We start from the raw sequence: 23,125 nt of genomic DNA, 5'->3' as shown, positions 1-23,125 counted from the left end.
TGTCAAAGCGATTTTGCTTAAGCTTTCTGGAGCGGATAAAAACTTTCCGCTAAAACGCGGTCGCTCATCCATGAAAAGACCTCGAAAATAGTTTTTTTATAATGGGATGTTTCCGTGCTTTTTGTACGGACGATCTTCTTGTTTGTTTCTAAGCATTTCCAAGGCTTGCGCGACCTTTTGTCGGGTTTCGCGCGGATCGATGACATCATCCACCATGCCGAGACTTGCCGCGACATATGGATTTGCGAACTTTTCTCGGTAGAGGGCAATTTTCTCTGCGCGAGTCGCGGCCGGGTCCTCACTTTGTTCGATTTCCTTTGCAAAAATGACGTTGGCAGCCCCCTCGGGACCCATGACGGCGATTTCTGCATTCGGCCAAGCATACACGATATCTGCTCCAATGGATTTGGAGTTGAGCGCCACATAAGCGCCTCCGTAAGCTTTGCGCAGAATCACCGTGATTTTGGGAACGGTTGCTTCCGAGTATGCATACAAGATTTTCGCGCCGTGACGGATAATTCCTCCGTGCTCCTGATTGATTCCCGGGAAAAAGCCAGAGACATCTTCAAAGGTCAACAGCGGAATGTTGAAGCAGTCGCAGAAGCGGATGAACCGTGCCAGCTTATCTGATGAATGAATGTCTAGTCCGCCTGCCATGACCTTTGGCTGGTTGGCGATAATCCCGACACTGTGTCCATCGATACGTGCCAGACCGATAACGATATTGCGGGCGAAGTTCGGCTGCACTTCCATGAAATCACCGTGATCTACGATTTTTTCGATGACCTTGCGCACATCGTATACTTTCGTGCTTTCAGCAGGTACGAGCTCCAGGAGCTCTTCTTGCCAACCGTTGTTCTCTTCTGCTTTTATCACAGGAGCGCGATCACGATTGTTTTGTGGCAGGAAGCTGAGCAGCCTGCGCACTCCTTCCAATACTTCCTGTTCGGTTTCTCCCGTAAAATGGGCGTTGCCGCTCACCGTCGAATGGACTTTGGCTCCACCTAGATCCTCCGCTGAAATTTTTTCACCGGTAACGGTTTCGATCACTTTTGGACCTGTGATGAACATCTGGCTCGTCTTCTCTACCATGAATACGAAATCCGTAATCGCTGGAGAGTATACCGCTCCTCCCGCACATGGTCCAAGGATGACAGAGATTTGTGGAATCACACCAGAGTAAATGGCATTGCGGTAAAAAATCGTGCCGTAGCCATCCAGAGAGCTAACCCCTTCTTGAATACGTGCGCCGCCAGAGTCGTTCAGTCCAATAAAAGGAGCGCCGTTTTTCGCTGCCAAGTCCATCACCTTGGCAATTTTCATCGCGTGCATCTCACCCAGAGCACCGCCAAACACCGTGAAATCCTGCGCGAACAAATAGACAGGACGACCGTTGATTTTACCGTAGCCTGTCACGACGCCTTCGCCCGGTGCTTCCATCTGGTCGAGACCAAAATGCGTGGCACGATGCTCAACAAACGGGTTCAGCTCCATAAAGGTGTCTGGGTCAAGCAAAAGCTCGATCCGCTCGCGTGCAGTCAGCTTGCCGCGGTTATGCTGGGCATCGATCCGAGCATCACCGCCGCCTAGCTGGATTTTATATTTGCGTTCCATCAATTCATCAATCTTTTCGTACATATTGCTGCTCATAAGGGCCACCATCTCTCTATTCCTTTTTCATGATCGCATTCTCATAGATCGCCACTAATTGCTGTACAGCGCTCGTTGGTGAAATCTCGCCACTCGCTACGGCTCCTTCAATAGAGGGGAGCAGCTCAGCTACTTGCTGGTTGCCGAAAAAGGTCGCGCGCAAGTAGTCCTGAGCCATACTGTGCATCCAATCGAGTAGCTGCGCTTTGCGCCTTGCTTCGAAGCTGCCCGATTGAATAGTGCTGTCACGAAATTGACCGATGACCTCCCAAATATCTTCAATGCCTTCCCCTGTCAGAGAAGAACACATGTATGCCTTCGTCTCCCAGCCAGTGGTTGCTGGCTGCAAGTAATGCAGAACGCGATTGTATTCACCTTTGGCGATCAAAGCACGTGTGCGGTTCTCCCCATCTGCTTTATTAATCAGTAGCGCATCCGCAATTTCCATAATGCCTTTTTTGATTCCTTGCAGTTCATCGCCCGCCCCTGTCAGCATCAGCAATAAAAAGAAATCGACCATGGATCTGACTGTCGTTTCACTCTGACCGACCCCGACCGTCTCGACCAAAATTACGTCATAGCCTGCTGCCTCGCAGATCAGCATCGTTTCCCTCGTCTTCCGATTGACACCGCCTAGCGTGCCACCCGTGGCAGAGGGTCGGATAAAGGCATGTGGATTGCGTGACAACAGCTCCATTCGCGTCTTGTCGCCGAGAATGCTCCCGCGTGTAACTGTACTGCTCGGATCGACGGCCAAAACAGCGACACGATGACCTTTTTCGCAAAGCATACTGCCAAATGCTTCAATGAACGTACTCTTGCCCGCACCTGGCACACCGGATATACCTATGCGTATGGATTGACCTGTATGAGGAAGCAGCTGTTTGATCACCTCTTGGGCCATATCCATATGAGCGGGAGCGTTGCTCTCGACCAGGGTGATTGCCTGAGCCAAAACCGTTCGGTTACTATCTCGTACGCCTGTGACGTATTGATCTACGGATAAGCGTGGGAGGCGTGCCTTGGAGGTAACGTTCAAGAAATTTTTGTCAGCCTTGCCCCCGGTCATTGTCCAGCAGCCTCCAGGCGATACACGATCTCTTGCAGAACGTGCTGGGCTGCTACAGGAATGACTGTTCCTGGCCCAAAGATAGCTGCCGCACCATGCTCTCGCAAAAAGGCGTAATCCTGCGCCGGTATAACACCACCTATGACGACGACAATATCCTCGCGTCCCAGCTTCGTGAGCTCTTCCACCAGTTGTGGCAGCAATGTTTTATGTCCGGCCGCAAGCGAGCTGAAGCCGATTACGTGCACGTCATTTTCTATCGCTTGTTTCGCTGTTTCCTCAGGTGTCTGGAACAACGGACCGATATCCACGTCAAAGCCCAAATCGGCAAAAGCGGTAGCAATCACTTTCGCTCCCCTGTCATGTCCGTCTTGACCCATTTTCGCGATCATAATACGGGGACGTCTGCCTTCCCACTGCTCAAATTCGTCTGCCATCTTGCGCACAGCCGATACCTCGTCGGCATCTGCGTATTCGGAACTGTAGACGCCGCTAATCGAGCGGATGACCGCCTTGTGCCTACCCACAACCTTTTCATATGCATCAGATATTTCTCCCAAAGAAGCCCTTGCCCGCGCCGCTTCAATGGCAAGCTCTAGCAGATTGCCTTTGCCCGTTTTGGCGCATTCCGTAATGGCGTGAAGAGTTGCTTGCACGCTCGCCTCATCCCGGTTATTGCGCAACTCCTGCAATCGTCTAATCTGTGCTTCCCGGACAGCTGTGTTGTCGACCTCGAGAATTTCCAGCGGATCTTCCTTGTCCAGACGGTATTTGTTCACGCCAATAATGGCTTCTTTTGCCGAATCGATATGTGCCTGACGGCGTGCAGCCGCTTCTTCGATCTTCATCTTCGGCAATCCCGTCTCAATTGCTTTTGCCATACCGCCAAGTGCTTCGATCTCTTCGATGTGCGCCCACGCTTGCTCCACGAGCTGCGCAGTCAAAGACTCTACGTAGTAGGAACCTGCCCATGGATCGACGACCTTGGTTATCTCTGTTTCGTCCTGCAAAAACAACTGCGTGTTACGCGCGATTCTGGCTGAAAAATCGGTCGGCAACGCAATCGCTTCATCCAGTGCGTTCGTGTGCAGGGATTGGGTATGCCCCAAAGCCGCAGCCATAGCTTCGATACACGTCCGCACGACGTTGTTATACGGGTCCTGCTCCGTCAAACTCCATCCGGACGTTTGTGAGTGTGTCCGCAGTGCCATCGACTTTTCGTTTTTCGGGTTGAACTGCTTGATCAGATTGGCCCATATCAAGCGGCCTGCACGCATTTTCGCCACTTCCATGAAGTAGTTCATGCCAATCGCCCAGAAAAACGACAACCGTGGCGCAAACGCATCGATGTCGATGCCTGCTGCAAGGCCAGTACGAACGTATTCCAGCCCATCCGCCAACGTGTAGGCCAATTCAATATCAGCGGTCGCACCCGCTTCCTGCAGGTGGTAGCCTGAAATACTGATGCTGTTGAATTTGGACATGTGCTTGGAAGTGTAAGCAAAAATATCGGAAATGATCTTCATTGACGCTTCTGGCGGATAAATGTAAGTATTCCGAACCATGTATTCCTTCAAAATGTCATTTTGGATCGTTCCGGTGAGCTCCGCCTGCGATACCCCTTGCTCTTCTGCTGCCACGATATAAAACGCCATAATTGGCAAAACCGCTCCGTTCATCGTCATGGAGACGGACATTTTATCAAGGGGAATGCCATCGAACAAGATTTTCATATCAAGAATGGAATCAACTGCCACGCCTGCTTTCCCGACATCACCGACTACCCGAGGATGATCGGAGTCATAGCCGCGATGCGTCGCAAGGTCAAAGGCAATCGACAGCCCTTTTTGTCCCGCAGCCAGATTCCGTCGGTAAAAAGCGTTACTCTCTTCTGCCGTAGAAAAGCCTGCATATTGGCGAACCGTCCATGGCTGAGTCACGTACATCGTCGGATACGGTCCGCGCGTATACGGGGGCAGACCAGGCATGTAGCCGAGGTGATCCATTCCTTCCACATCTTCCATCGTGTAAAGAGGTTTTACAGGAATCTGCTCCAGCGTCTGCCACATCTGCTCTACTCCTTGTGGGTTTGCACCCAGTTGGGGGAACAAATCAGACACATCTCGTTTGGACTGATAAGCCATTTTTGAAAAATCAGGTCGCTTCATTATGAGCTCACTCCTATCCGCTCCTGAAGTTCTCGCAACATCTCGTAGCAATTGGAACGCATGTGGATGCAATCATCTACACCTGCCGCTTTATAAACAGCCAGCTGCTCCGCATCAGGCAAGCCAGCCAACAGAACCGTCATCTGAGGTACGCGTTGCTTGATTGCATGAGCCAATGGTGGAACCTGCTCAGGATAACTCGCATCGTCCGAACAAATGACCGTGATCATCGCACTCGATGCCACCGCAGCTTCTGTCGCCTCTTCAGATGTAGAGAATGCTTGCTGGCGTACTACTTCAAAGCCACCCACCGCAAAAAACTCTGACGCAAATTCCGCACGAGCCTTATGCTTTGCCACTGGTCCCATCGTCGCCAAGAACACTGTCGGTTTTTTTCCTGTTGTTTTCAAAAAATCATCTGCCTGCATCCGGAGGGCTTCAAAGCGTTCTGAGGCCCGGTGAATATGGAGTGGCTGAAAGATTGTCTCCACTGAATCTTCACGTCTCATGGCTTTGGCAATATCGCCCACTGTCGCTCCATGAAGTACTGCTTTTACTGCACATGCCACGAGCTCATCGGTATGTTTCGCCAATTTATCAAGTGCTGCGGAGAGGTGAGTCGCGTTCTGTTTCAGCCGATGCGATCGTGCTTCCGTTGCTCGCTCTTCGTGAATGTTCGGAAGACTCTCGGCCTGCAGTGGCTGCTCAGCCGTATTGGCATACATATTTGTTCCAACCACACGTTTTTTACGCGTATCGATGCTCGCTGCTTTTTGATCCGCTATCTGTGCGATCAAGCCTTGTGGGAAGCCTGCTTTTAAAGCGCTCAGCATGCCACCGTGCGCTTCTACCTGCTGGAACAGCTCCCATGCTTTTTCCGCTAATGCATCTGTGAGCCATTCTACGTACCAGGAACCTCCCGCAGGATCAATCACTTTTGCCAGATGTGCTTCTTCTTGCAAAATGATTTGCGTATTTCTGGCGATTCTTCTTGAAAACTCATTGGCAGTTCGGATTGCTTCATCAAATGCAGATACATGCAGACTGTCTGCTCCACCAATAACGGCTGAGAAAGCTTCTGTCGTGGAACGCAGCATATTGACATACGGATCGTAAATCGTCTTCGTCCAAGCCGAAGTTCTAGCGTGAATCGTCATCTTTTGGGCTTCTGTTGATCCGCCGTAGGCCGCCACGATATTTGACCAGAGTATTCGTCCCGCACGCAGCTTGGCGATTTCCATGAAGACGTCTGGGCCAATCGAGTACGAGAACTGCATCCGTGGTGCGACATCCTCAATGGACAGTCCCCGCTCAAGCATCGCTTGCAAATATTCGACCCCAGTAGCCAGCGAAAAAGCCAGTTCGGTGACTGCATTTCCGCCGCCGTCCTGATAAGGATTGGCCTGAACCAGGATCGTTTTTAGCGCAGGTGCATGCTCTGCTGCCCATTTCGTCGCGCTTGCCATGGCGTTATAAGCTGTCTGCAAGGAACAAGGGAGTTTGCCCTCTGTGAGCAAAACCGCTACAGGATCTTGCCCGATGCAACCGCGAAGCTCGGAGGCTTGTTGGCCTGTATATTCAACATGTGCCAAAATAAGCGAAAAAATCGGCAAGCCAAGTGCTCCCGTGTTCACGTAAAGAGGGACCTCTGCCAACTTCACCCCTTGTAATGCCTGCTCTACATCCTCCCGGCAAAAAACGGTTACGCCTTTGTGACCAATCGTATCTGGCAAAGCTTCGTCAGGGTCAAGGCCAGCCAACGTCGCTTGATCCACTATCAGAGGCAGCATGGTTTGCCCGCGTCCTAAATCATCTACGGCTGACTGATTGAATGCCTTGACGCTCGATGCGCTGATTTCCTGACAGACATGCCATTTGTGTTCCTTTTGCTCTCCAGACTGCTGATTCCCTCTATGAAAAGGTGCTTCTCCTGGTAGCGCTTCCAGATGCGGCAATGTTTCGACATCTTCGTACCGATAGATTGGCTGGCGAACAATCCCCTCGTACGAATGCGTCAGTAGCTTGGCATCAAAGGATTCACCCTTTAGCGATTTTTCTGCCGCTTCCCGCCATTGCTCGTACGTGGGAACGGAGAATTCCTTGAACCATGTATGTTTGCTCACTCTTCCAGTCCTCCCCTTAAAAGCTGCTCCATTACGCTTGCTTCACCAGGAATAACGGCTGTCCATGCTCGACCAACTGACCGTTTTCCACCAAGACTTGGACAATCTCCCCTTTTACTTCTGCTTCAATCTCGTTGAACAGTTTCATGGCTTCGACAATACAGACAATGGTAGTAGGCTCTACCCGATCATTGACAGATACGTATGGGGCTGCGTCAACTGCAGGTGCTGCATAGAAGGTTCCGACCATGGGAGAAGTGATTTTGTACAAGTTTTCTGTCACTTCCGTTGATTTCTTAGGTGCTTCCACAGGGGTTGTTGCGACCGGGCGCTCAATCGTTTCTTTTTGAGGCAAAGAGATAACAGGTGTCGACGCCACGATTGGCGCGCTTTTGGTTTGTACTGGAGTCTGTTGTACGACGGTGACTTGATTCACATTTCTTCGTTTAATACGCAAAAACGAATCTTCATTATTTACCTCAAAAGATTCTATGTCTGTCTGCTCCAATAGCTTCACAAGTTCTCGTAATTCGTAAATGGTAAGCACGACTAATCCTCCCCTATTCCCGAATCTGACTGGGATAACTTCACGAACCGACTAGTTGGTATGATATGATCATCCAAGACCGACCAGTTGGTCTTTTTGATAGTATAACAAATGTCAGAATACTAGTACAGACCAACTAGTTGGTCTGATCGATGTATTTTATAGGGGACCATCAAGCGACTATGCCCCTGTCTCCTATCGAAAAGCTTGAGTGTAGCCGCATGATCCTTGTTAACACCCCTACAATGGCTTGAAGGGACTCTCTTGTGATTGCAGGAAAAAACGTTGAAATGCCGGGTTTTCCATCGACTCTGATTTTAAGACGGAATGCAAAACCATATCTGCATAAATATCCGCGATTTGCTCGATCGAGTACGTCCCTGACTTCTGATACCATTTGTAAATCCAGTTCACCATGCCAAAAATAGCCATGGACACAATTGGCACAGGCAGCTCGGGGCGGAACTCACCCGATTCGATCCCGTCCGAAATAACGGTGAACATGATTTTTTTATAGCGATCCCGTTTGGTTTCAATATCCGTGTAGTACTCCGGAGCTAAAAACAAGCTTTCCTGATAAAAGATCGTAACCTGTGAGCGGTACAAATCAATCATCATGACAAAGGATTTTACGATCGCTTGCAAGCGCTCTGTCGGGGTATCCCACTTCTCGTAAGCTTCCTCCGCTTTTTCCAGTACATAGGTTATAAATTGATCATGAATGATGTAGAGGAGTTCATCTTTTGATTTGAAGTTGTGATAAAATCCTCCCTTCGACGTGCCGCTTTCTTTTACAATTTGATCCACAGTCACTTTGTGGTAGCCATTAGCTTCAAACAAGCGCATGGATGTTTCAATAATACGTTCTCTGATTGATTTTTCGACCATTATCTTCACCCGAGAACATTATAGCATAACTACATAGCAAAAACGCCGATTCTCTTCTGTGAGAGATCGACGTTTCTTCGTTAATTCGTTGGTGTGGAAACAGGTACAGCACCTGAATATTCTTCGAGCGTGATTCCTTTTTCTCCGATTTCTTGCGCGATCTCGACGCCTACATAACGCAAATGCCACGGCTCATAAATATAGCCAGTAATCCCGTCTTTTCCTTCTGGGTAGCGAATGATAAATCCAAACTTCTCAACGTTTTCATCCAGCCACTTTGCTTCCTTGGTTTCGGCAAAGCAGCTCGTTGCTGCGCATTTGCCATCCTTGCCGGAGACGTCAATCGCGAGTCCTGTCTCATGCTCACTCGTCCCAGGAACGGCACTGTATGTCCGTGCCTTCTCTACGCCGTCTTTTTTTACATAGCGATTAAACAGCGCTTTCTGGTAAGCATGGGAACGATAGGCAGATACCCCAGCCAACTGGACACCGTCAGCCTGTGCTGCAGCAAATAACTGCTCAAGCGCACCCGCTGCTTCTTTGCGCATTTTGCGTTTCTCGCTCTTTTCAGGGAGCAGGTAAGGAACGTTCGGAAACACTAAATCATTTGGGTGATAGTTCTCCGGAAGCTTGCGTTGCTTGTTCACCAGTACAGCAATACTCTCAGGCTCACCTACAACCTCGATGTCCGGGAACGATAGCTCAGGTGGCTGACCCGCTGGCGGCTTTTCTGCCGGCTTCGTTTCCGTCGGCTTCGCTTTCTGGGGTTGCTCCGGTTGTTCTTGCTTTGGTGTTTCAACAGGTGGAGGTGCTGTCTCCTCCTTTGGCTTCGCTTCTTCATTCTTTGGAGGGGTTGGCGTTTCCACGGATGGTGGTGTCTGTGGTTCTTGTGGAGCAGCCGTACTGTTACATCCAGATAACACAAATGTCATTGCGGTGACGAGTACAAGCGGATGCAAAAGTCGGAGTCGAAAACTTCTCATTGTAACGTTCCTTTCGTTTTGGAGCTGATCCAATTAAGTAGGTAATAAAAGTACGTACCTATTATGACATAATTGACCTGCGTTTCGTTACATGTTTATTGAGAAATCACGACCTGATCGATATTCAAATAACCCGCTGGACTGATGGAGAAGCCCTGAATATTGTTGATGATAACAGCCAAATTTTCTAGATTGCGAATCGGAACAACCAAAGCATCTTGCAGCTCTACTTCTTGTGCTTTTGCATAGATGGCGAGTCTTTTGGCTGGATCTGTTTCGCTGCGACCAGCCTCGATGAGACGGTCCAGCTCGGGATTGCTGTATTGAAAACTGTTGCCAGCCCCGCCACCCGAGGTGTGAAACAAATTGTACTGATTATAGTCGGCATCGCCAGTTGCATTTGCCCAGCCACTGACAAAAATCTCATGATCCTTTGTTTTCTCAATGGTTCGGACAAACTCATCATAGCTGACGACTTTTAGCTCCGCATCAATGCCGATCCCTTTTAATTGCGACCGTATCACTTGGGCAACCAAGATACGATCCTGTCTGTTGTAGGTAATCATTTGAATCGGAAAACCCTCTGGATAGCCCGCCTCTGCGAGCAACCGACGTGCTTGGTTGATGTCGTATGGGAAGCTTTTCACAGTCGAACTGTAACCGAACACATGCGGTCCAATCGGGGAGTTCGCCTTTGTTCCCACATTGTTATACACCCCTTTAATGATCGCTCCCGTTTCGATCGCCATACTGATGGCTTTTCTCACGCGGATATCATTCAGTGGCGTACGTGCTACATTAAACCCGATAAACTCCGTCCCGAGCGCATCACTGCGGTACACCCGCATCTGGTTGGATGCTTGAATCCGATCCAGCTCCATGACAGGAATGGACTCTGCGACATGTGCTTCTCCATTCTCGACCATCGCGATGCGAGCCTCACCATCGGGAACAACCTTGAAGACGACTTGATCAAGCGTAGCAGCCTCGCCCCAGTAGGACTGGTTTTTGCTCAACGTGATTTGACTGCCAGGCTCCCATGAATGGAACTGATAAGGGCCAGTACCAACCGGGTGATGAGCTAATTCCTTTCCGTATTTATCTATCGCTGTAAGGCTGATGATGCTCCCCTCGTGACTGGCCAAAATAGAAAGCAGAGGCGCAAATGGCTTATGGAGAATGAATTGCACTCTGTATGGATCGATGACCCTTACCTGCTTGACTTTTTCGAACATGGCGGCACGAGGTGAAGCCACCACTGGATCTAATACGCGATCAAATGTTTTCTTGACCGCCTGTGCATGAAAAGGAGTCCCATCATGAAAAACAACACCTTGTCGGAGCGTAAACTCCCAAGTAAGATCGTCGATTTGTTCCCATGCCGTTGCCAGCTGTGGCTGAATGTTCATGTTCCGATCTCGTTTGACGAGCCCTTCATACACCTTACCTTGTACGACACTCGCCTCATTGATCGTCAAAATAAAATGGGGATCGAGATTTGCGGCATCCGACATACGTGCGATGATTAACGTCCCACCCTCGGCAACCTTTTGGGGTGTAGGTACGATCTGATTGTTGTGAGGTGGTCCCTCACCGAAAGAACAGCCTGCTATGGCCATGATTGCTGCGAGTAACAGTCCAATTAGTCTGTGAAAGGATGTCTGCGTGTGCATTGGACCCTCCCTGCATGCTCTTGTGTTTAACTAGTTGTAGGTTTAGCAAAAAGACCGCCCTTCTCCCATGTTTCTCAAAGAGTAGCGGTCCACACTCTATTCTTTTTCAAATAATCGCTTATACTCCCCGAAGCCTTCTTCCTCCAAACGATCCTTCGGAATGAAGCGCAATGCGGCTGAATTGATGCAGTAACGCAATCCATTTTCTCCTGGACCGTCCTCGAAAACGTGGCCGAGATGTGAATCTGCTTCTTTGCTGCGTACCTCTGTACGAATCATATTATGCGTCAAATCCACATTCTCCGTTACGTTTTGCTCCTGTAACGGATTGGTAAACGAAGGCCAACCGCAGCCGGAATCGAACTTGTCCAAGGAACTGAACAAAGGCTCGTTGGAGACGATGTCTACGTAGATGCCCTCTTCCTTGTGATCCCAAAATTCGTTCGTAAATGGCCGTTCTGTCCCGTTATTTTGCGTCACCTCGTACTGGAGCGGGGTTAAGATCTTTTTCAATTCTTCTTGCTTCACACGGTCGCGCCATGCTTCCTTGGTGAATTTCGCCCTTCCTGATGCCGCGCGGTAGTATTGGTAGCGAATCGAATTTTTCTTGTAGTAATCCTGATGATATTCCTCTGCCGGATAAAATGGCTTGGCAGGCAGTATCAACGTTGCGATTGGCTTTGGAAAGCGTCCACTGGCTTCCAACTCGTGCTTGGACTTCAAGGCGAGCTTTTCTTGCTCTTCATTATGATAGAAGATCGCTGGCGCATACGATTGACCGCGATCACCGAATTGACCACCAGCATCTGTCGGGTCGATTTGTCTCCAAAACATTTGCAGCAGTTCCTCGTATGTGATGAGCGACGGATCAAAAGTGATTTGGACTGCTTCATAATGTCCCGTCGTATCAGAGCATACCTGTTCATAGGTTGGGTTTTCAACATGACCGCCTGTATAGCCGGAGACGACTTGTTGAATGCCAGGCATCTTGTCAAATGGACTGACCATGCACCAGAAGCATCCGCCTGCAAAGTTTGCGATTTCGAATGGATGTGTATCGCTGTTCACGCATTTCGCCTCCTGTAAATGTATGTACACTATCATTTACGATTGTACATGGTTTGCAAAAGCAAAGTCCACTCTGGAAGTGCTGCGAGAAGGTTCTAAATAGGAAAGGAGACCTTTTTGCAAGAAAGGTCCCCTTTTCGTGATACTTGTACGTTGCTATTCTGACAACGCTTTGGCAAATCCAGAGAGCATGACAACCATATGGGCAATGCCTTCCTCAAAGTCTTTCAAACGAATGGATTCATTCGGCGCATGTACTTTGCAGCCAACCCAGCCTACCCCAGTGCTGACAACAGGAAGCTTCAGCTGTTCACCGAAAATATACATCGGACCTGTTCCTGCCGCGTTTGGAGAAAGCACTGGTTCATGTTCGTAAATGACGCGAGCCGAATCCAGTACGTGAGCAACAAATGGATGGTGGAAATCGGAGCGATACGCTTTTTGCCCGTTGATCATGGTGACGGTCATATCCGTAAAACCATGCTTCTCCAAATGATGCTCGATGCAGTTCATAATGTGCTGTGGATCTTGTCCTGGGACAAGGCGGCAATCCAATTTGGCCTTCGCGCTTTTTGGCAGTACCGTCTTCGCGCCCTCTCCTGTATAGCCACTCTCCAGACCGCAAATGGTCATGGTCGGGTGGAAAACCATGGCTTCTCGTGGGTCCACGCTGTTTGCTGCGGTAATCAATGGGCGTTTCAAACCGTACAGCGCTGTAGTCGCCTCTTCACTGAACGGCAATTCGGAAACGACTTTCTTTTCATCCGCTGTCGGTTCCTCGATCCCATCGAAGAAGCCTTCGACCAAAATCTCGTTTTGCTGATTTTTCATTGTCGCCAATGCCTGTACCAAGCGCCATGCTGCATTATCTACATACGCACCGACAGAGGAGTGCATGTCGATATCTGCCCCAACGCAAGTCAGCTCCAGGTACGCCATTCCTTTAATCCCGGCAACCATGCTGATTCGCTCATTTTCGTCCTTTCCACCGAATTCCCAAATGCAGGCGTCCGCCTGGAAAAGATCCTTGTACTCTCGAAGATACGGCTCCAGATTCGGGCTGCCGATCTCTTCTTCTCCTTCGATCAGGAACTTGATGTTGCAAGGCAAACCACCCGCTTGCTGCTGCAAAATGTGAATCGCCGTCAGACGCGCAACAAGGTCACCTTTGTTGTCGGCAGCACCGCGTGCATACAGCTTTCCATCGATTATCGTCGGGTCGAATGGTTCCGTGTTCCACTCATGAAACGGCTCAGGTGGTTGAACATCATAGTGATCGTAAAACAGGATCGTTTTACTGGCGTCTCCCTCGGTGCCAGCTGCAAAAAACGCATACACGACTGGATTACCACCAAGGTTGTCGAGCACCTTTGTCTCTCCGCCCACCTCATGAATCATCTTGACCACATATTCAACCGTCTCTGGGATGGCCTTATGCTGTGCGGATACGGTAGGAAATCTCAAATATTGCTTCAGCTTCTCGATTGCTTGTGGCAAGTTTTCTTGCACAATGCCTACGACTTGTTCTTTGTTCATAATTGCGTTCCTCCTACTGACCATTTTTCCAATTGAATAAAGCGAGATGATTGGAACATCCTGATTCCAAATCTTCTGTAAAGAGTGATAAATCTCCTTCCTTTTATCTGAATTTGGCTCCTCTTTTCCTTTTAGGATCAAGGAATAAGTTTCGAATTATTACGATAATCCATGATTTTTTACAAAACCTCGATTTTCTGTTTCAATCAAGGTTTTGTATGCCACTCATCATTTAATGATTCCCGTGCTTTCAATCTCCAAATCAACTGTAATGTTAAACCTCATTTTAGAGTATATTTCCTGCCACAACTCCCACTCCTTCTTGCCGTAATGATTTCTAGCCATATAATGTAGTCCGAATCCAATCGGATCAATTTGATGCTTCTGTATACTCTCCAACAGGTTCTTGTACCGATTTTCAATATTCTTCTCCGCAATCCTTTCTAATTCTCCCCAATTTTTATCAAATAAAGCTTGATTAGCTTCCTGAATTCGCCCTCTTAATTTAATATCCATTTGCAGAATTGGGGGTTGCTGTTTGGGGGTCTGAATCTGATAGCGATATGTAAAGCTTTGAATCAATAGTGAGTATTGGAGATGATCTTTTTTTACGCTGACTATAAAATTAGATGGTTTTCGAACAAGTTGGCTAAACAATTCTGTTTGCCCTGGTTGAGTCACCATCTTTAATTCTTTCTTGTTGAACAAAGCCACTTGATTCACTTCGAACGACTTTCCTTTTTTTGAAATAATAGGCAAAAAAGCGTCTTTTCCCATCTCGAACATTCTATTGTAAAAGTCATATAAATACTCTGTTACAGCTAAAGACGATCCTATTTTCTCATGTCCAAAGCTTAGAATAAGAGAGTCTGCTGGAACACGTTCAGATCTGGGACTTATTTCTAATATCTCTTCTGCTGACGGATTCGCAAGTGCCATATACTCAATTCTCTGCACTTCACTCCCTCTAAATATCCAATCTGTTGTTGTGAGGATCTCGTCATTCGCTAGATTCCTTCCGATAATAAAAATCTTTGAATGCCCCAAATCAAGTTCTTTGTCCACGTTGGAATTCATGAGTTCTAACGCCTCAGAAATGGTGTCAGCTTCCTGTGAAATGATTTGAAACGCAGCATGCCCCGGCTCTATTCGATGTTTGGGAATCGCCAGTTTTAATGAGATCTTGTACTGCTTTTCTTTACCTTGATCGATTCCTATCGCTACTACAAAAAATCGTTTATCTATATCTTTGAATCCACATCCACTCATCCCAAACAAAAGCAAAACGAAAAGCACACCTATCCTTCTACGCATGTTACTGTTTCCTCCTTCCAATCAAAACCATCAGAAGAACCAACAGGAGCTCCATCATAAATCGAACCATAAACCACTGCTCCGCTACCATAATCAGCTGCTTTTGATTTATCAAACGCCCGTACCACCAAGTTGCGATACCCACGACTCCAACAATGATCCATCGATATCGTTTGGATTGACCACGAAAAATACTACCGACTAACTCTGTACCAATATGCCAGCTCATCGAGATAAACAAGAGAGAAACCGCAACGTAAACCATTAAATAATAGAAGACGACTCGTTCAATAAATCCAAATTCCATTCGAAGCGAGTCAACTGTATTCACCCAAAGGTAAGGGTAATTTTCTACAGCCTGCGTACCATGAATACCAATCGGAATAAGGAAGCTGCTCACCAATGTGATCGCCCCTGTAACCGGTACTAACCAAAAATGGGTTAGTGATATTCTCCAAGTAAAAAACCTGTTTAACACAATCAGTGTCATATATCCTGTAAAGCAAAACATCGCTGTTGATAGTGTATTCCACGAAGGGATCTCAAAGATGTACTCCGTCGTGACCATAATCGCATTCCACTCAAACGTTTCACTTTGGAGTGCTTTAAATAAGATGAAAACGACGATTGGAAGAATGAATATGAGACTAATCTCGGATAAATAATTGATCGCTGCCGTCGAGCGAGTTGCTGCATAACAGCTTACGATAATTAAACAGAAAAGGAGCTGTTCAATGGGAATAGATGGATTCAGAAACATTTTAGCAATATATGCAAATGCAATTAGAACCAGCCCTCCAGCGACTATCCAAAGGAGTCCCAAAGAGAAGCTAATTACGGAGCTTAGCATCACAGGTAATCGTTGTTCAAAAATTTCAGGTAACCCCTGACCTGGGAACTGACGCATTGTCCTGGTAAACAAATAAGCCAGTGTCGATCCAAACACAATCGCGAAGAGGATCGCTAGCCATGCACCTTGAAATCGATACTCCGCTAATATTACTGGTACATAAAAAATGGTATTTACCAGCATACATACAATAAATGGATAATAATAGTAACGATTCATCATTCAGAGATCCTCTTTTTCGAATTGGTTGATGCATGCTCACCTAATTGGAGTCGAAAAAAGGGTTCACCATAGCTTCTCAGATTGACTAAATACACCAAGAAACAAAAAACACCTGAAATGAGTCCCAGGATACCGAATAAAGTAGCAAACACGATTAATGGATACTTTACCAGCCTGATTGCAAAGCTCATCTCGTTGATCGGCACGACAAAATTAGCAATCGCGACAGTTGATGTAATAATGATCATGACAGAGCTGACCAGTCCTGCTTCCTGCGCAGCTTGTCCTAAAATTAATCCACCCACCGTTGTAGCCGTTGAACCAATATACTTTGGCAAACGAATACTGGCTTCGATTAGCACCTCAATCAGGAAAAGCATAAATAGAACTTCGACAAAAGAGGAATATGGGACTGGAGCGCGACTCCCTGCGATTGACAATGCGAATTGTACTTGGAAGATCTCTGGATTATGAGAAATGACTGCTATGTACATCGCAGGTAGACACATGGTGAGGAATAATGAAATATAGCGAAGGATGACCAGACCTATCCCTACCCAATACGTTTGATACCGATCGTCCATCGCAGACATAAAATCGTAAAATACAGCGGGAGCTATTAACGCAAAAGGTGATCCATTGACCAAAATGACAATCTTTCCATGTGAGAGATTGAAGACAATTCGATCGGGTCTTTCTGTGACGAGCATCAAAGGTACAAGGTTAAATTTCTTTTGAGACAATAAATTCTCAAGCTGTCCAGAAGCTTGAATAAACTCATCTTGAATATCGTCAATCTTTTGTAACAGCTCCTGCAAAACTGTTTCTTTCACGACATGCTTGTCATACAAAACATAAAGTTTTGCTTTTGGTTTTTTTCCAACCTCTTTTTCCTTCACTATTAGATTGGAGGAAGCATAACGTCTTCGTATTAGGTTGATGTTTGCAAAGCTATCTTCTGTTAACGCAAATGATGGCCCTTGTACAGAAGCTTCATTTTTAGCGTAATCTACTTTGTTGTTGATGACCTTGGACGAGGAAAAGGAAAAAAACGTATCATTTAAAGTGATTAAAGAATAACCCTCTAATAGCTTCGGTATCATTTCCTTTTCGTCTAGAACCTGCTCACAAAAAAGCTCCGCATCTAAGATGTTTTTCATTTCACTATACGAATGACAAGACGAGAAAGGTTCCGAAATACGTTCCTGAATCAGCTTCGAATTAATCAACGATGAATAAAAGTATAATGTTATGGAAAGGTCACCATTAGTAAGATGCTGTATTTCAAAATCTTGTGTTTCACTCAGTTCTCGGAGTTGTCTGTCAATCTCCTCTAGTTGAATCAAAGGAAACACTCCTTTGTGGTTTCTTTTTCCATATTATGCTCGCTTGTTGTTTATATCATTCAAGTTATCCCTTTCTAAAATGGAAATAGAAATAACCAGTCAAAACACAAAATAACGTGTTTGACTGGTTTACGATTATTCCTCTATTTTTACTTTCTTGTCTAAAGTCAGATAGTTGTCAAACCAATCCGTCGTATATTGCAGTCTCAACACGCGCTGCCGAGGATCACCACTGCGGGATAATTCATGACTTGCACCCGGGAAGCGGACAAACGACACCGGCGCCTTACCTTGGTGCTTCAATGTTACATAAAGCTGCTCAGCCTGTTCGATCGGGCAACGGTAGTCATGTTCTCCATGCATGATCAACAGAGGCGTCTCGATGTTCTCCACCAAACGAATCGGTGAATGCTGCCACATTTTTTCCGGATTCGTGAATGGATTTGCCTGAATCTCCTCGGCAGTAAAGTAATAACCGATATCACTGACACCGTAAAAACTTACCCAGTTGCAGATACTCCGATCTGTTACACCCGCTTTGAATCGATTGGTTTTCCCAACAATCCAGTTTGTCATGAAGCCACCATAGCTGCCACCTGCGACACCCAAGCGGTCCTCATCAATAAAATCGAAATGATCGCATGCATATTGCACAGCCGTCATCAAATCGCGATAATCGTTCCCTCCATAGTCTCCGCAGCACGCCTGAACAAAACGCTCTCCGTAGCCAAAGCTCCCCCTCGGATTCGTGTACAGTACGGCGTAGCCTTTTGCGGCGAGCAGCTGGAATTCGTGGAAAAACGTATTCCCGTACATGGAGTGAGGCCCGCCATGAATTTGCAAAACCATCGGGTATTTTTTTCCTTCTTCAAAACCGACAGGCTTGAGCATCCAACCGTGCAGCTTCCAGCCATCCTTTGCAACAAACTCAATCTCTTCAGGAACAGGTAGCTCAATGCCCGCAAAGAGCTCTTTGTTCACTGCTGTCAGGCGTTTTGCTTCTCCGTCCTTCAGACTTACCTGATACAAATCACCAGGAGTAAACGGGTCACTGATCGCAGCAACCACCGTTTGTTCTTTTTCATGCAGCGAAAAGCCGTAAATATTCCGGTTGCCCGCTACAACATGGGTGACTTGTCCGTCCAGCGTTACGTGATAAATGCCGGAATTTCCTCGCTCACTTGCGATGAAATACATGCCTGTTCCGTCTGCTGTCCATACAGCACCTGGATTCGGATGGCCTGGCGAGCGCATGTCCCCGATGGTGGAATCGCCAACCTGAACGTCCCAATCAGCTGTGATGCATGTATAGTCGCCCTTTTCAAAATCATAGACCCAGATGCGCTTCTGCGCTGCGTACAAATATGTGTCCAGTTCGCTTCCGATATACGCTAGCTTTTTGCCGTCATGTGACCATGTTGGATAGGCAAAAGTCCCCTTACTGTTGGTCAGCTTTTTCCATTCTCCCCCTTCAGTAGGGATGAGAAAAACGTCGACACTGTGCTGAAAATCAGGGTCTTCTTCTCGGTTCGCCGTAATGGCGACCCATTTTCCATCCGGCGACCAAGAGCCGATCGTATGATTGTATGGTCCATCGCTGAGTGGTGTAACCTCGCCCGTTTCTACATGAACAATGGCCAGTTGCTTGTTTTTCTCGTAAATGAACCCAAGATCATCGGATTTGTACTTCATTCTTCCGACATGGATGGCTTTGGCATTTTCTTTCGCCTCGGTTCCCTCCAGGTCTGCGAATGTTTCACCTGCATCCAGGAGCGACGAGAAGACAATGTATTGGCCGTCAGGCGACCAGGTCGGATTGCTGACGCCGTTTTTGCAACGCGTGAGCTGCCTTGCTTCTCCTCCGTTTGCATCGATCAACCAAATCTGTGGTTTTCCAGATCGATTTGAGACGAAGCTAATCTTCGAACCATCTGGCGACCAGCGCGGGAAGGTGTCCCGGGAGCCAGACGTCAAGGGCTGTGGATCATCAGCATCCATTCTGCGTAAATACAAGTGATTTTGGTAAGCACGGGACTCATCAATCTGGTTTTCAACATAGGCCAGCGTTTTTCCGTCTGGAGATAGCTGCGGATCACTCGCATACCGCATTTGATACAAGTCGTCAGCCGTTATGCCTCTTTGGATTTGAGTCATGCCAATCACTCCTCGATTTTATTGGTGGATGCAAGTCGCTCCAAAAAGAACCGGGAAATTTTTTGATTCAACGTGATGTGATTGTCCAGCTTTTCGGTAAAGTGCCCTTCATCCTCAAAAATGTACAAATCGACTTCTTGTCCTCTACCTCGCATGTCTGCTACGAGCTGTTCTGCTTCACTGACGGGAACACGGGTATCATTCCGCCCATGGAATACAAGGAGCGGTGCCGTGATTTTATGGGAATGGTTCAAAGGAGCAATTTCTTCAAAAAAGTCATCGTCTTCCCCAAGGAAACCGTATTCGACCTCACGCAGTCTCCGCCTCCATGCCCCGGTGTTTTCCAAAAAGGTCTTAAAGTGAGAAATCCCTACAATGTCAACCCCTGCCGCCCAAAGGTCAGGGTAATGTGTAAGAGCAGCCAGTGTCATGAAGCCACCGTAGCTGCGTCCCATGATGCCAATCGCATTCGGATCAACGCTTGGGCGTTTGCCTAAATCTTTGACTAGCCAAGCCAAATCTGCTACAGAGTCCATCCGCTTGCGGCGATCATCGAGCTGGACATATTCCCGACCGTAGCCCATGCTTCCGCGAACATTCGGTGCTACCACCGTGAAGCCTTCGTTCGCCAAAAATTGAAAAACAGGATGATACTCTGGTCGAATTTGGCTCTCCGGCCCGCCATGCACATAGACGACGACTGGTTTTTTCTCTGCATGTTCAGAACTATCTTTGGCATAGAGGAAATACGGAACCTCCAAGCCATCAAATGAGGGAAAGGAACACAATTCCGGCTCGATGAGTTTATCATCAAGAACATCGGATTGACCAATGTTAGTCACACGTCGGCTCGTTTGCTCCGAAATGGTGTAGGTCCAGATGTCGCCAGGAAGTGTAGGACTTTTCAATGTATAGGCGAGCTGATCATCGCTCACCCACTCCAAGGAAGAGATCACGCCACGTGGTGCTTCCTCCACCCGCTCCCAGCGTTGCTCCGTCAAGGAATAGAGAGCGAGAACGGAGTAGCCTCCTTCATTTATCGTGAAGGCAAGTAGCGTCTCATCTAGAGATAATTTGGCCTCCTCGATGTCCCATTTAGGGTCGTGCACCAGTTTGTCCAGCTCTCCTGTATCCAGTGAAAAGCGGCACAGAGCTTTCGTATTTGCATCGCAGTCGGTTACGAGATATCCCGTTTGGCCGTCTTTCGACAATACCAAGGAATGATAGCGACCATGTTTGCTGCAAATGGCGAGCTTTTGAGCTTCCTTCGTTTGCAGATTCAACAAATACAGACTATTGTCAATGTTGGTCTCCTGTACACTGAAAATGAGCCCTGTTCCATCTGGCAGCCAACCGATTGGATCTGTGCGACCGTCATAGCGGAAGACTTCCTCATACGCACCACTCTCGACATCCTGAACAAAAATATCAAAGCTGCGCGGATTGCGACGATTGCTGGACCACGCGATCTTTTGCCCACACGGAGACCAGCCTCCCAAATAGTGAAAATAAGCAGGAGCATCTGTCAGCGGCTTCACAACTGCACCATTTTCCGTTAGCAAAAAGAACTGCTGCCGCTCGTCACCCTTGTTGTCCATACCGACAATCGTTTTCGTTCCGCACAGGGAGTGGTCAACTTCTACCACACGATCAGGCAAAAAGGTCACTTGCTCCGAGCAGTTGGTCTCTTCATTCCAGCGCCACAACTGCGCGATACCTGTCAGCTTCGTTAAAAAGGTAATCTCTCTACGCTGTGGTACCACCTTCAATTGATAGGCGGATTTCACTTGCAGGTAATCCAAAATCACGAGAAATCATCCTTTCTTCTTTTACTAGACGTAGGTTGGAGTATGTAAAGAGAAAAAAGAGGAGAAGCTCCTCTTTTTTTCTATTTTTTTGTTGCCCAGCGCGCGCTTGGGAACGCGTTGACTGGATAGGTGAGACCTTCCAGGTTTGGTTTCACCAAGTAGTTTTGTTGGTAGTGGTAAACTGGAATGAACGGCATTTCTTCCATCAAAATGGCTTCTGCCTGATGGAGCAATTCCATACGCTTGTTCGGGTCTTGCTCAACTTTTGCCGCCATATTCAACTGATCATACTCTTTGTTCACCCAACCTGTACGGTTGTTCGGGCTTTCACCCAAATAGTAGTCAAGGTTAAACGCAGGGTCGTTGATTTGACCTACCCAGCCCATACGGCCCATTTGATAGTTCTTTTGTTTCGTTGTATCCAGATACACTTTCCACTCTTGGTTTGTCATTTTCACTTCTACGCCCAAATTTTTCTTGAGCATTTCTTGGATCGCTTGCGCTATTTTCTTGTGGCTTTCATCGGTGTTGTACATGAGTGTAACTTCTGGCAGTGTGGACCAGCCTTCTTCTTGCATACCTTCAGCCAGCAACTTCTTCGCTGCTTCGTAATCTTCTTTGAAGTAGTCTCCGCCCTCTTCGCGGAAGTCTTTTCCGTTTGGTTGCATCGCTCCACGCGGAACCATGGAGTAAGCTGGTGTCTCTCCACCTTGGCTAACCATTTCTGACAATGCTTTACGGTCAAGCGACATGGCGAATGCTTTGCGAACTTTTTTATTCGTAAATGGCTCTTTCGTTACGTTAAACATGTACATATAGGTACCGTAGTAAGGAACGGATTTAAAGTCTGGGCTCGATTTTTCTTGCGCGATAATGTCAGATGGCATCTCTTTGTTGAAGTCGAGCTCACCGCTCTTGTACATCTGATAAGCAGTCGTGGCGTCATTCACCATTTTCCAGGTGATCTTCTCCATTTTTACGTCAGCTTTGTTCCAATAATGCTCGTTCTTTTCAATCACGAGCTCGGAGTCATGCTTCCAGGAAACAAGTTTGTAAGCACCATTGGAGATGTAGGTGTCCGAATTTGCTGCCCATTTCCGCTCGGCTTCTGCTTGCTTCTTGTTGATTGGGTGCCAGTAACGGGTAGCGAGCATTTTGTCAAAGTACGACGTAGGTGCGACCAATTCTATTTCGAGTGTTTTGGCATCTACTGCCTTGATGCCTACATCCTCAGGTTTTCCAGTACCTTTGTTGTACGCCTCTGCTCCTTTTATGTAATAGAGCAGATACGCTGTCGTAGATGCAGTTGCTGGATCAAGATGCTTCATATACGTGTAGGCAAAATCCTCTGCTGTCAACGGCTCGCCGTTGGTCCATTTCACATCGTCGCGCAAAATGAACGTGTACTTCAGCTTGTCATCCGACAGCTTCACTTCCTTGGCTTGTCCCAGGATCGGATTACCGTCCTTATCCTTGGTGTACAAGCCTTCCCCCAAATGATCCATGATCCAGAAGGACGTCGTATCAGTCGAGGTGAGCGGGTTCAAATCTGGTGGCTCGGACTTGGCATTGAACACGACTTCTTGTTTGGCAGCAGCGCCTGGAGTAGTGGTACCTCCAGTTGATGCTGACTCGCCACTACCGCCGCAACCAGCTAGAGCCGGAATGACGAGCGAGAGCGACAGGGCAAAGGCAGCTAATTTCTTCACGTTGTTTCCCCCTATAT

At 47.5% G+C, this 23,125-nt stretch carries 16 protein-coding genes; all 16 read right to left on the bottom strand.

What is annotated here, in order from left to right:
- Positions 1-96: 96 nt before the first annotated feature.
- The 16 genes from ACFYU8_RS02590 to ACFYU8_RS02515 all read right to left on the bottom strand — a co-directional run bounded on the left by ACFYU8_RS02590 (position 97) and on the right by ACFYU8_RS02515 (position 23,108).
- The gene (locus tag ACFYU8_RS02590; RefSeq protein ID WP_390296109.1) at positions 97-1,662 is read right to left on the bottom strand and encodes an acyl-CoA carboxylase subunit beta; all 1,566 of its coding nucleotides are present in this window, start codon (positions 1,660-1,662) and stop codon (positions 97-99) included.
- A gap of 4 nt (positions 1,663-1,666) precedes the next feature.
- The gene (meaB, locus tag ACFYU8_RS02585; RefSeq protein ID WP_390296111.1) at positions 1,667-2,719 is read right to left on the bottom strand and encodes a methylmalonyl Co-A mutase-associated GTPase MeaB; all 1,053 of its coding nucleotides are present in this window, start codon (positions 2,717-2,719) and stop codon (positions 1,667-1,669) included.
- A complete protein-coding gene (gene scpA, locus ACFYU8_RS02580; RefSeq protein WP_390296113.1) occupies positions 2,716-4,887 on the bottom strand; it encodes a methylmalonyl-CoA mutase in 2,172 nt (723 codons plus the stop codon). The genes meaB and scpA overlap by 4 nt, the downstream gene beginning before the upstream one ends.
- Positions 4,887-7,010 (bottom strand): methylmalonyl-CoA mutase family protein, encoded by a 2,124-nt coding sequence (locus tag ACFYU8_RS02575; RefSeq protein WP_390296115.1) that lies wholly within the window; start codon positions 7,008-7,010, stop codon positions 4,887-4,889. The genes scpA and ACFYU8_RS02575 overlap by 1 nt, the downstream gene beginning before the upstream one ends.
- 31 nt (positions 7,011-7,041) lie before the next feature.
- A complete protein-coding gene (gene accB, locus ACFYU8_RS02570; protein ID WP_390296117.1) occupies positions 7,042-7,557 on the bottom strand; it encodes an acetyl-CoA carboxylase biotin carboxyl carrier protein in 516 nt (171 codons plus the stop codon).
- A 240-nt stretch (positions 7,558-7,797) separates the two neighbouring features.
- Positions 7,798-8,445, bottom strand: a complete 648-nt coding sequence (locus ACFYU8_RS02565) for a TetR/AcrR family transcriptional regulator (protein WP_390296119.1) — start codon at positions 8,443-8,445, stop codon at positions 7,798-7,800.
- 80 nt (positions 8,446-8,525) lie between these two features.
- Positions 8,526-9,428, bottom strand: coding sequence for a D-alanyl-D-alanine carboxypeptidase family protein (locus ACFYU8_RS02560; protein WP_390296121.1), 903 nt, complete (start codon positions 9,426-9,428; stop codon positions 8,526-8,528).
- 95 nt (positions 9,429-9,523) lie between these two features.
- The gene (locus tag ACFYU8_RS02555; RefSeq protein WP_390296123.1) at positions 9,524-11,101 is read right to left on the bottom strand and encodes a glutathione ABC transporter substrate-binding protein; all 1,578 of its coding nucleotides are present in this window, start codon (positions 11,099-11,101) and stop codon (positions 9,524-9,526) included.
- 96 nt (positions 11,102-11,197) lie between these two features.
- Entirely contained in the window at positions 11,198-12,169 is a 972-nt protein-coding gene (gene msrB, locus ACFYU8_RS02550) for a peptide-methionine (R)-S-oxide reductase MsrB (protein WP_390296125.1), read from the bottom strand.
- A gap of 156 nt (positions 12,170-12,325) precedes the next feature.
- A complete protein-coding gene (locus ACFYU8_RS02545; protein ID WP_390296127.1) occupies positions 12,326-13,705 on the bottom strand; it encodes a M20/M25/M40 family metallo-hydrolase in 1,380 nt (459 codons plus the stop codon).
- Between the two features lie 228 nt (positions 13,706-13,933).
- Positions 13,934-15,019 (bottom strand): Ger(x)C family spore germination protein, encoded by a 1,086-nt coding sequence (locus ACFYU8_RS02540; RefSeq protein WP_390296129.1) that lies wholly within the window; start codon positions 15,017-15,019, stop codon positions 13,934-13,936.
- Between the two features lies 1 nt (position 15,020).
- Entirely contained in the window at positions 15,021-16,091 is a 1,071-nt protein-coding gene (locus tag ACFYU8_RS02535; RefSeq protein WP_390296131.1) for a GerAB/ArcD/ProY family transporter, read from the bottom strand.
- Positions 16,088-17,437, bottom strand: coding sequence for a spore germination protein (locus ACFYU8_RS02530; RefSeq protein WP_390296133.1), 1,350 nt, complete (start codon positions 17,435-17,437; stop codon positions 16,088-16,090). Before ACFYU8_RS02530 ends, ACFYU8_RS02535 begins: the two co-directional genes overlap by 4 nt.
- Positions 17,438-17,572: 135 nt before the next feature.
- Entirely contained in the window at positions 17,573-19,591 is a 2,019-nt protein-coding gene (locus ACFYU8_RS02525) for a S9 family peptidase (protein WP_390296135.1), read from the bottom strand.
- A gap of 5 nt (positions 19,592-19,596) precedes the next feature.
- On the bottom strand, positions 19,597-21,399 hold the full coding sequence (locus tag ACFYU8_RS02520) for a S9 family peptidase (protein ID WP_390296137.1): 1,803 nt from the start codon (positions 21,397-21,399) through the stop codon (positions 19,597-19,599).
- Positions 21,400-21,479: 80 nt separating this feature from the next.
- A complete protein-coding gene (locus ACFYU8_RS02515) occupies positions 21,480-23,108 on the bottom strand; it encodes a peptide ABC transporter substrate-binding protein (RefSeq protein WP_390296139.1) in 1,629 nt (542 codons plus the stop codon).
- Positions 23,109-23,125 lie beyond the last annotated feature (17 nt).

Source organism: Brevibacillus sp. NPDC003359 (assembly GCF_042878995.1).
In the GTDB taxonomy this organism is placed as follows: domain Bacteria; phylum Bacillota; class Bacilli; order Brevibacillales; family Brevibacillaceae; genus Brevibacillus.
This window is presented reverse-complemented; position numbering and strand designations above follow the sequence as displayed.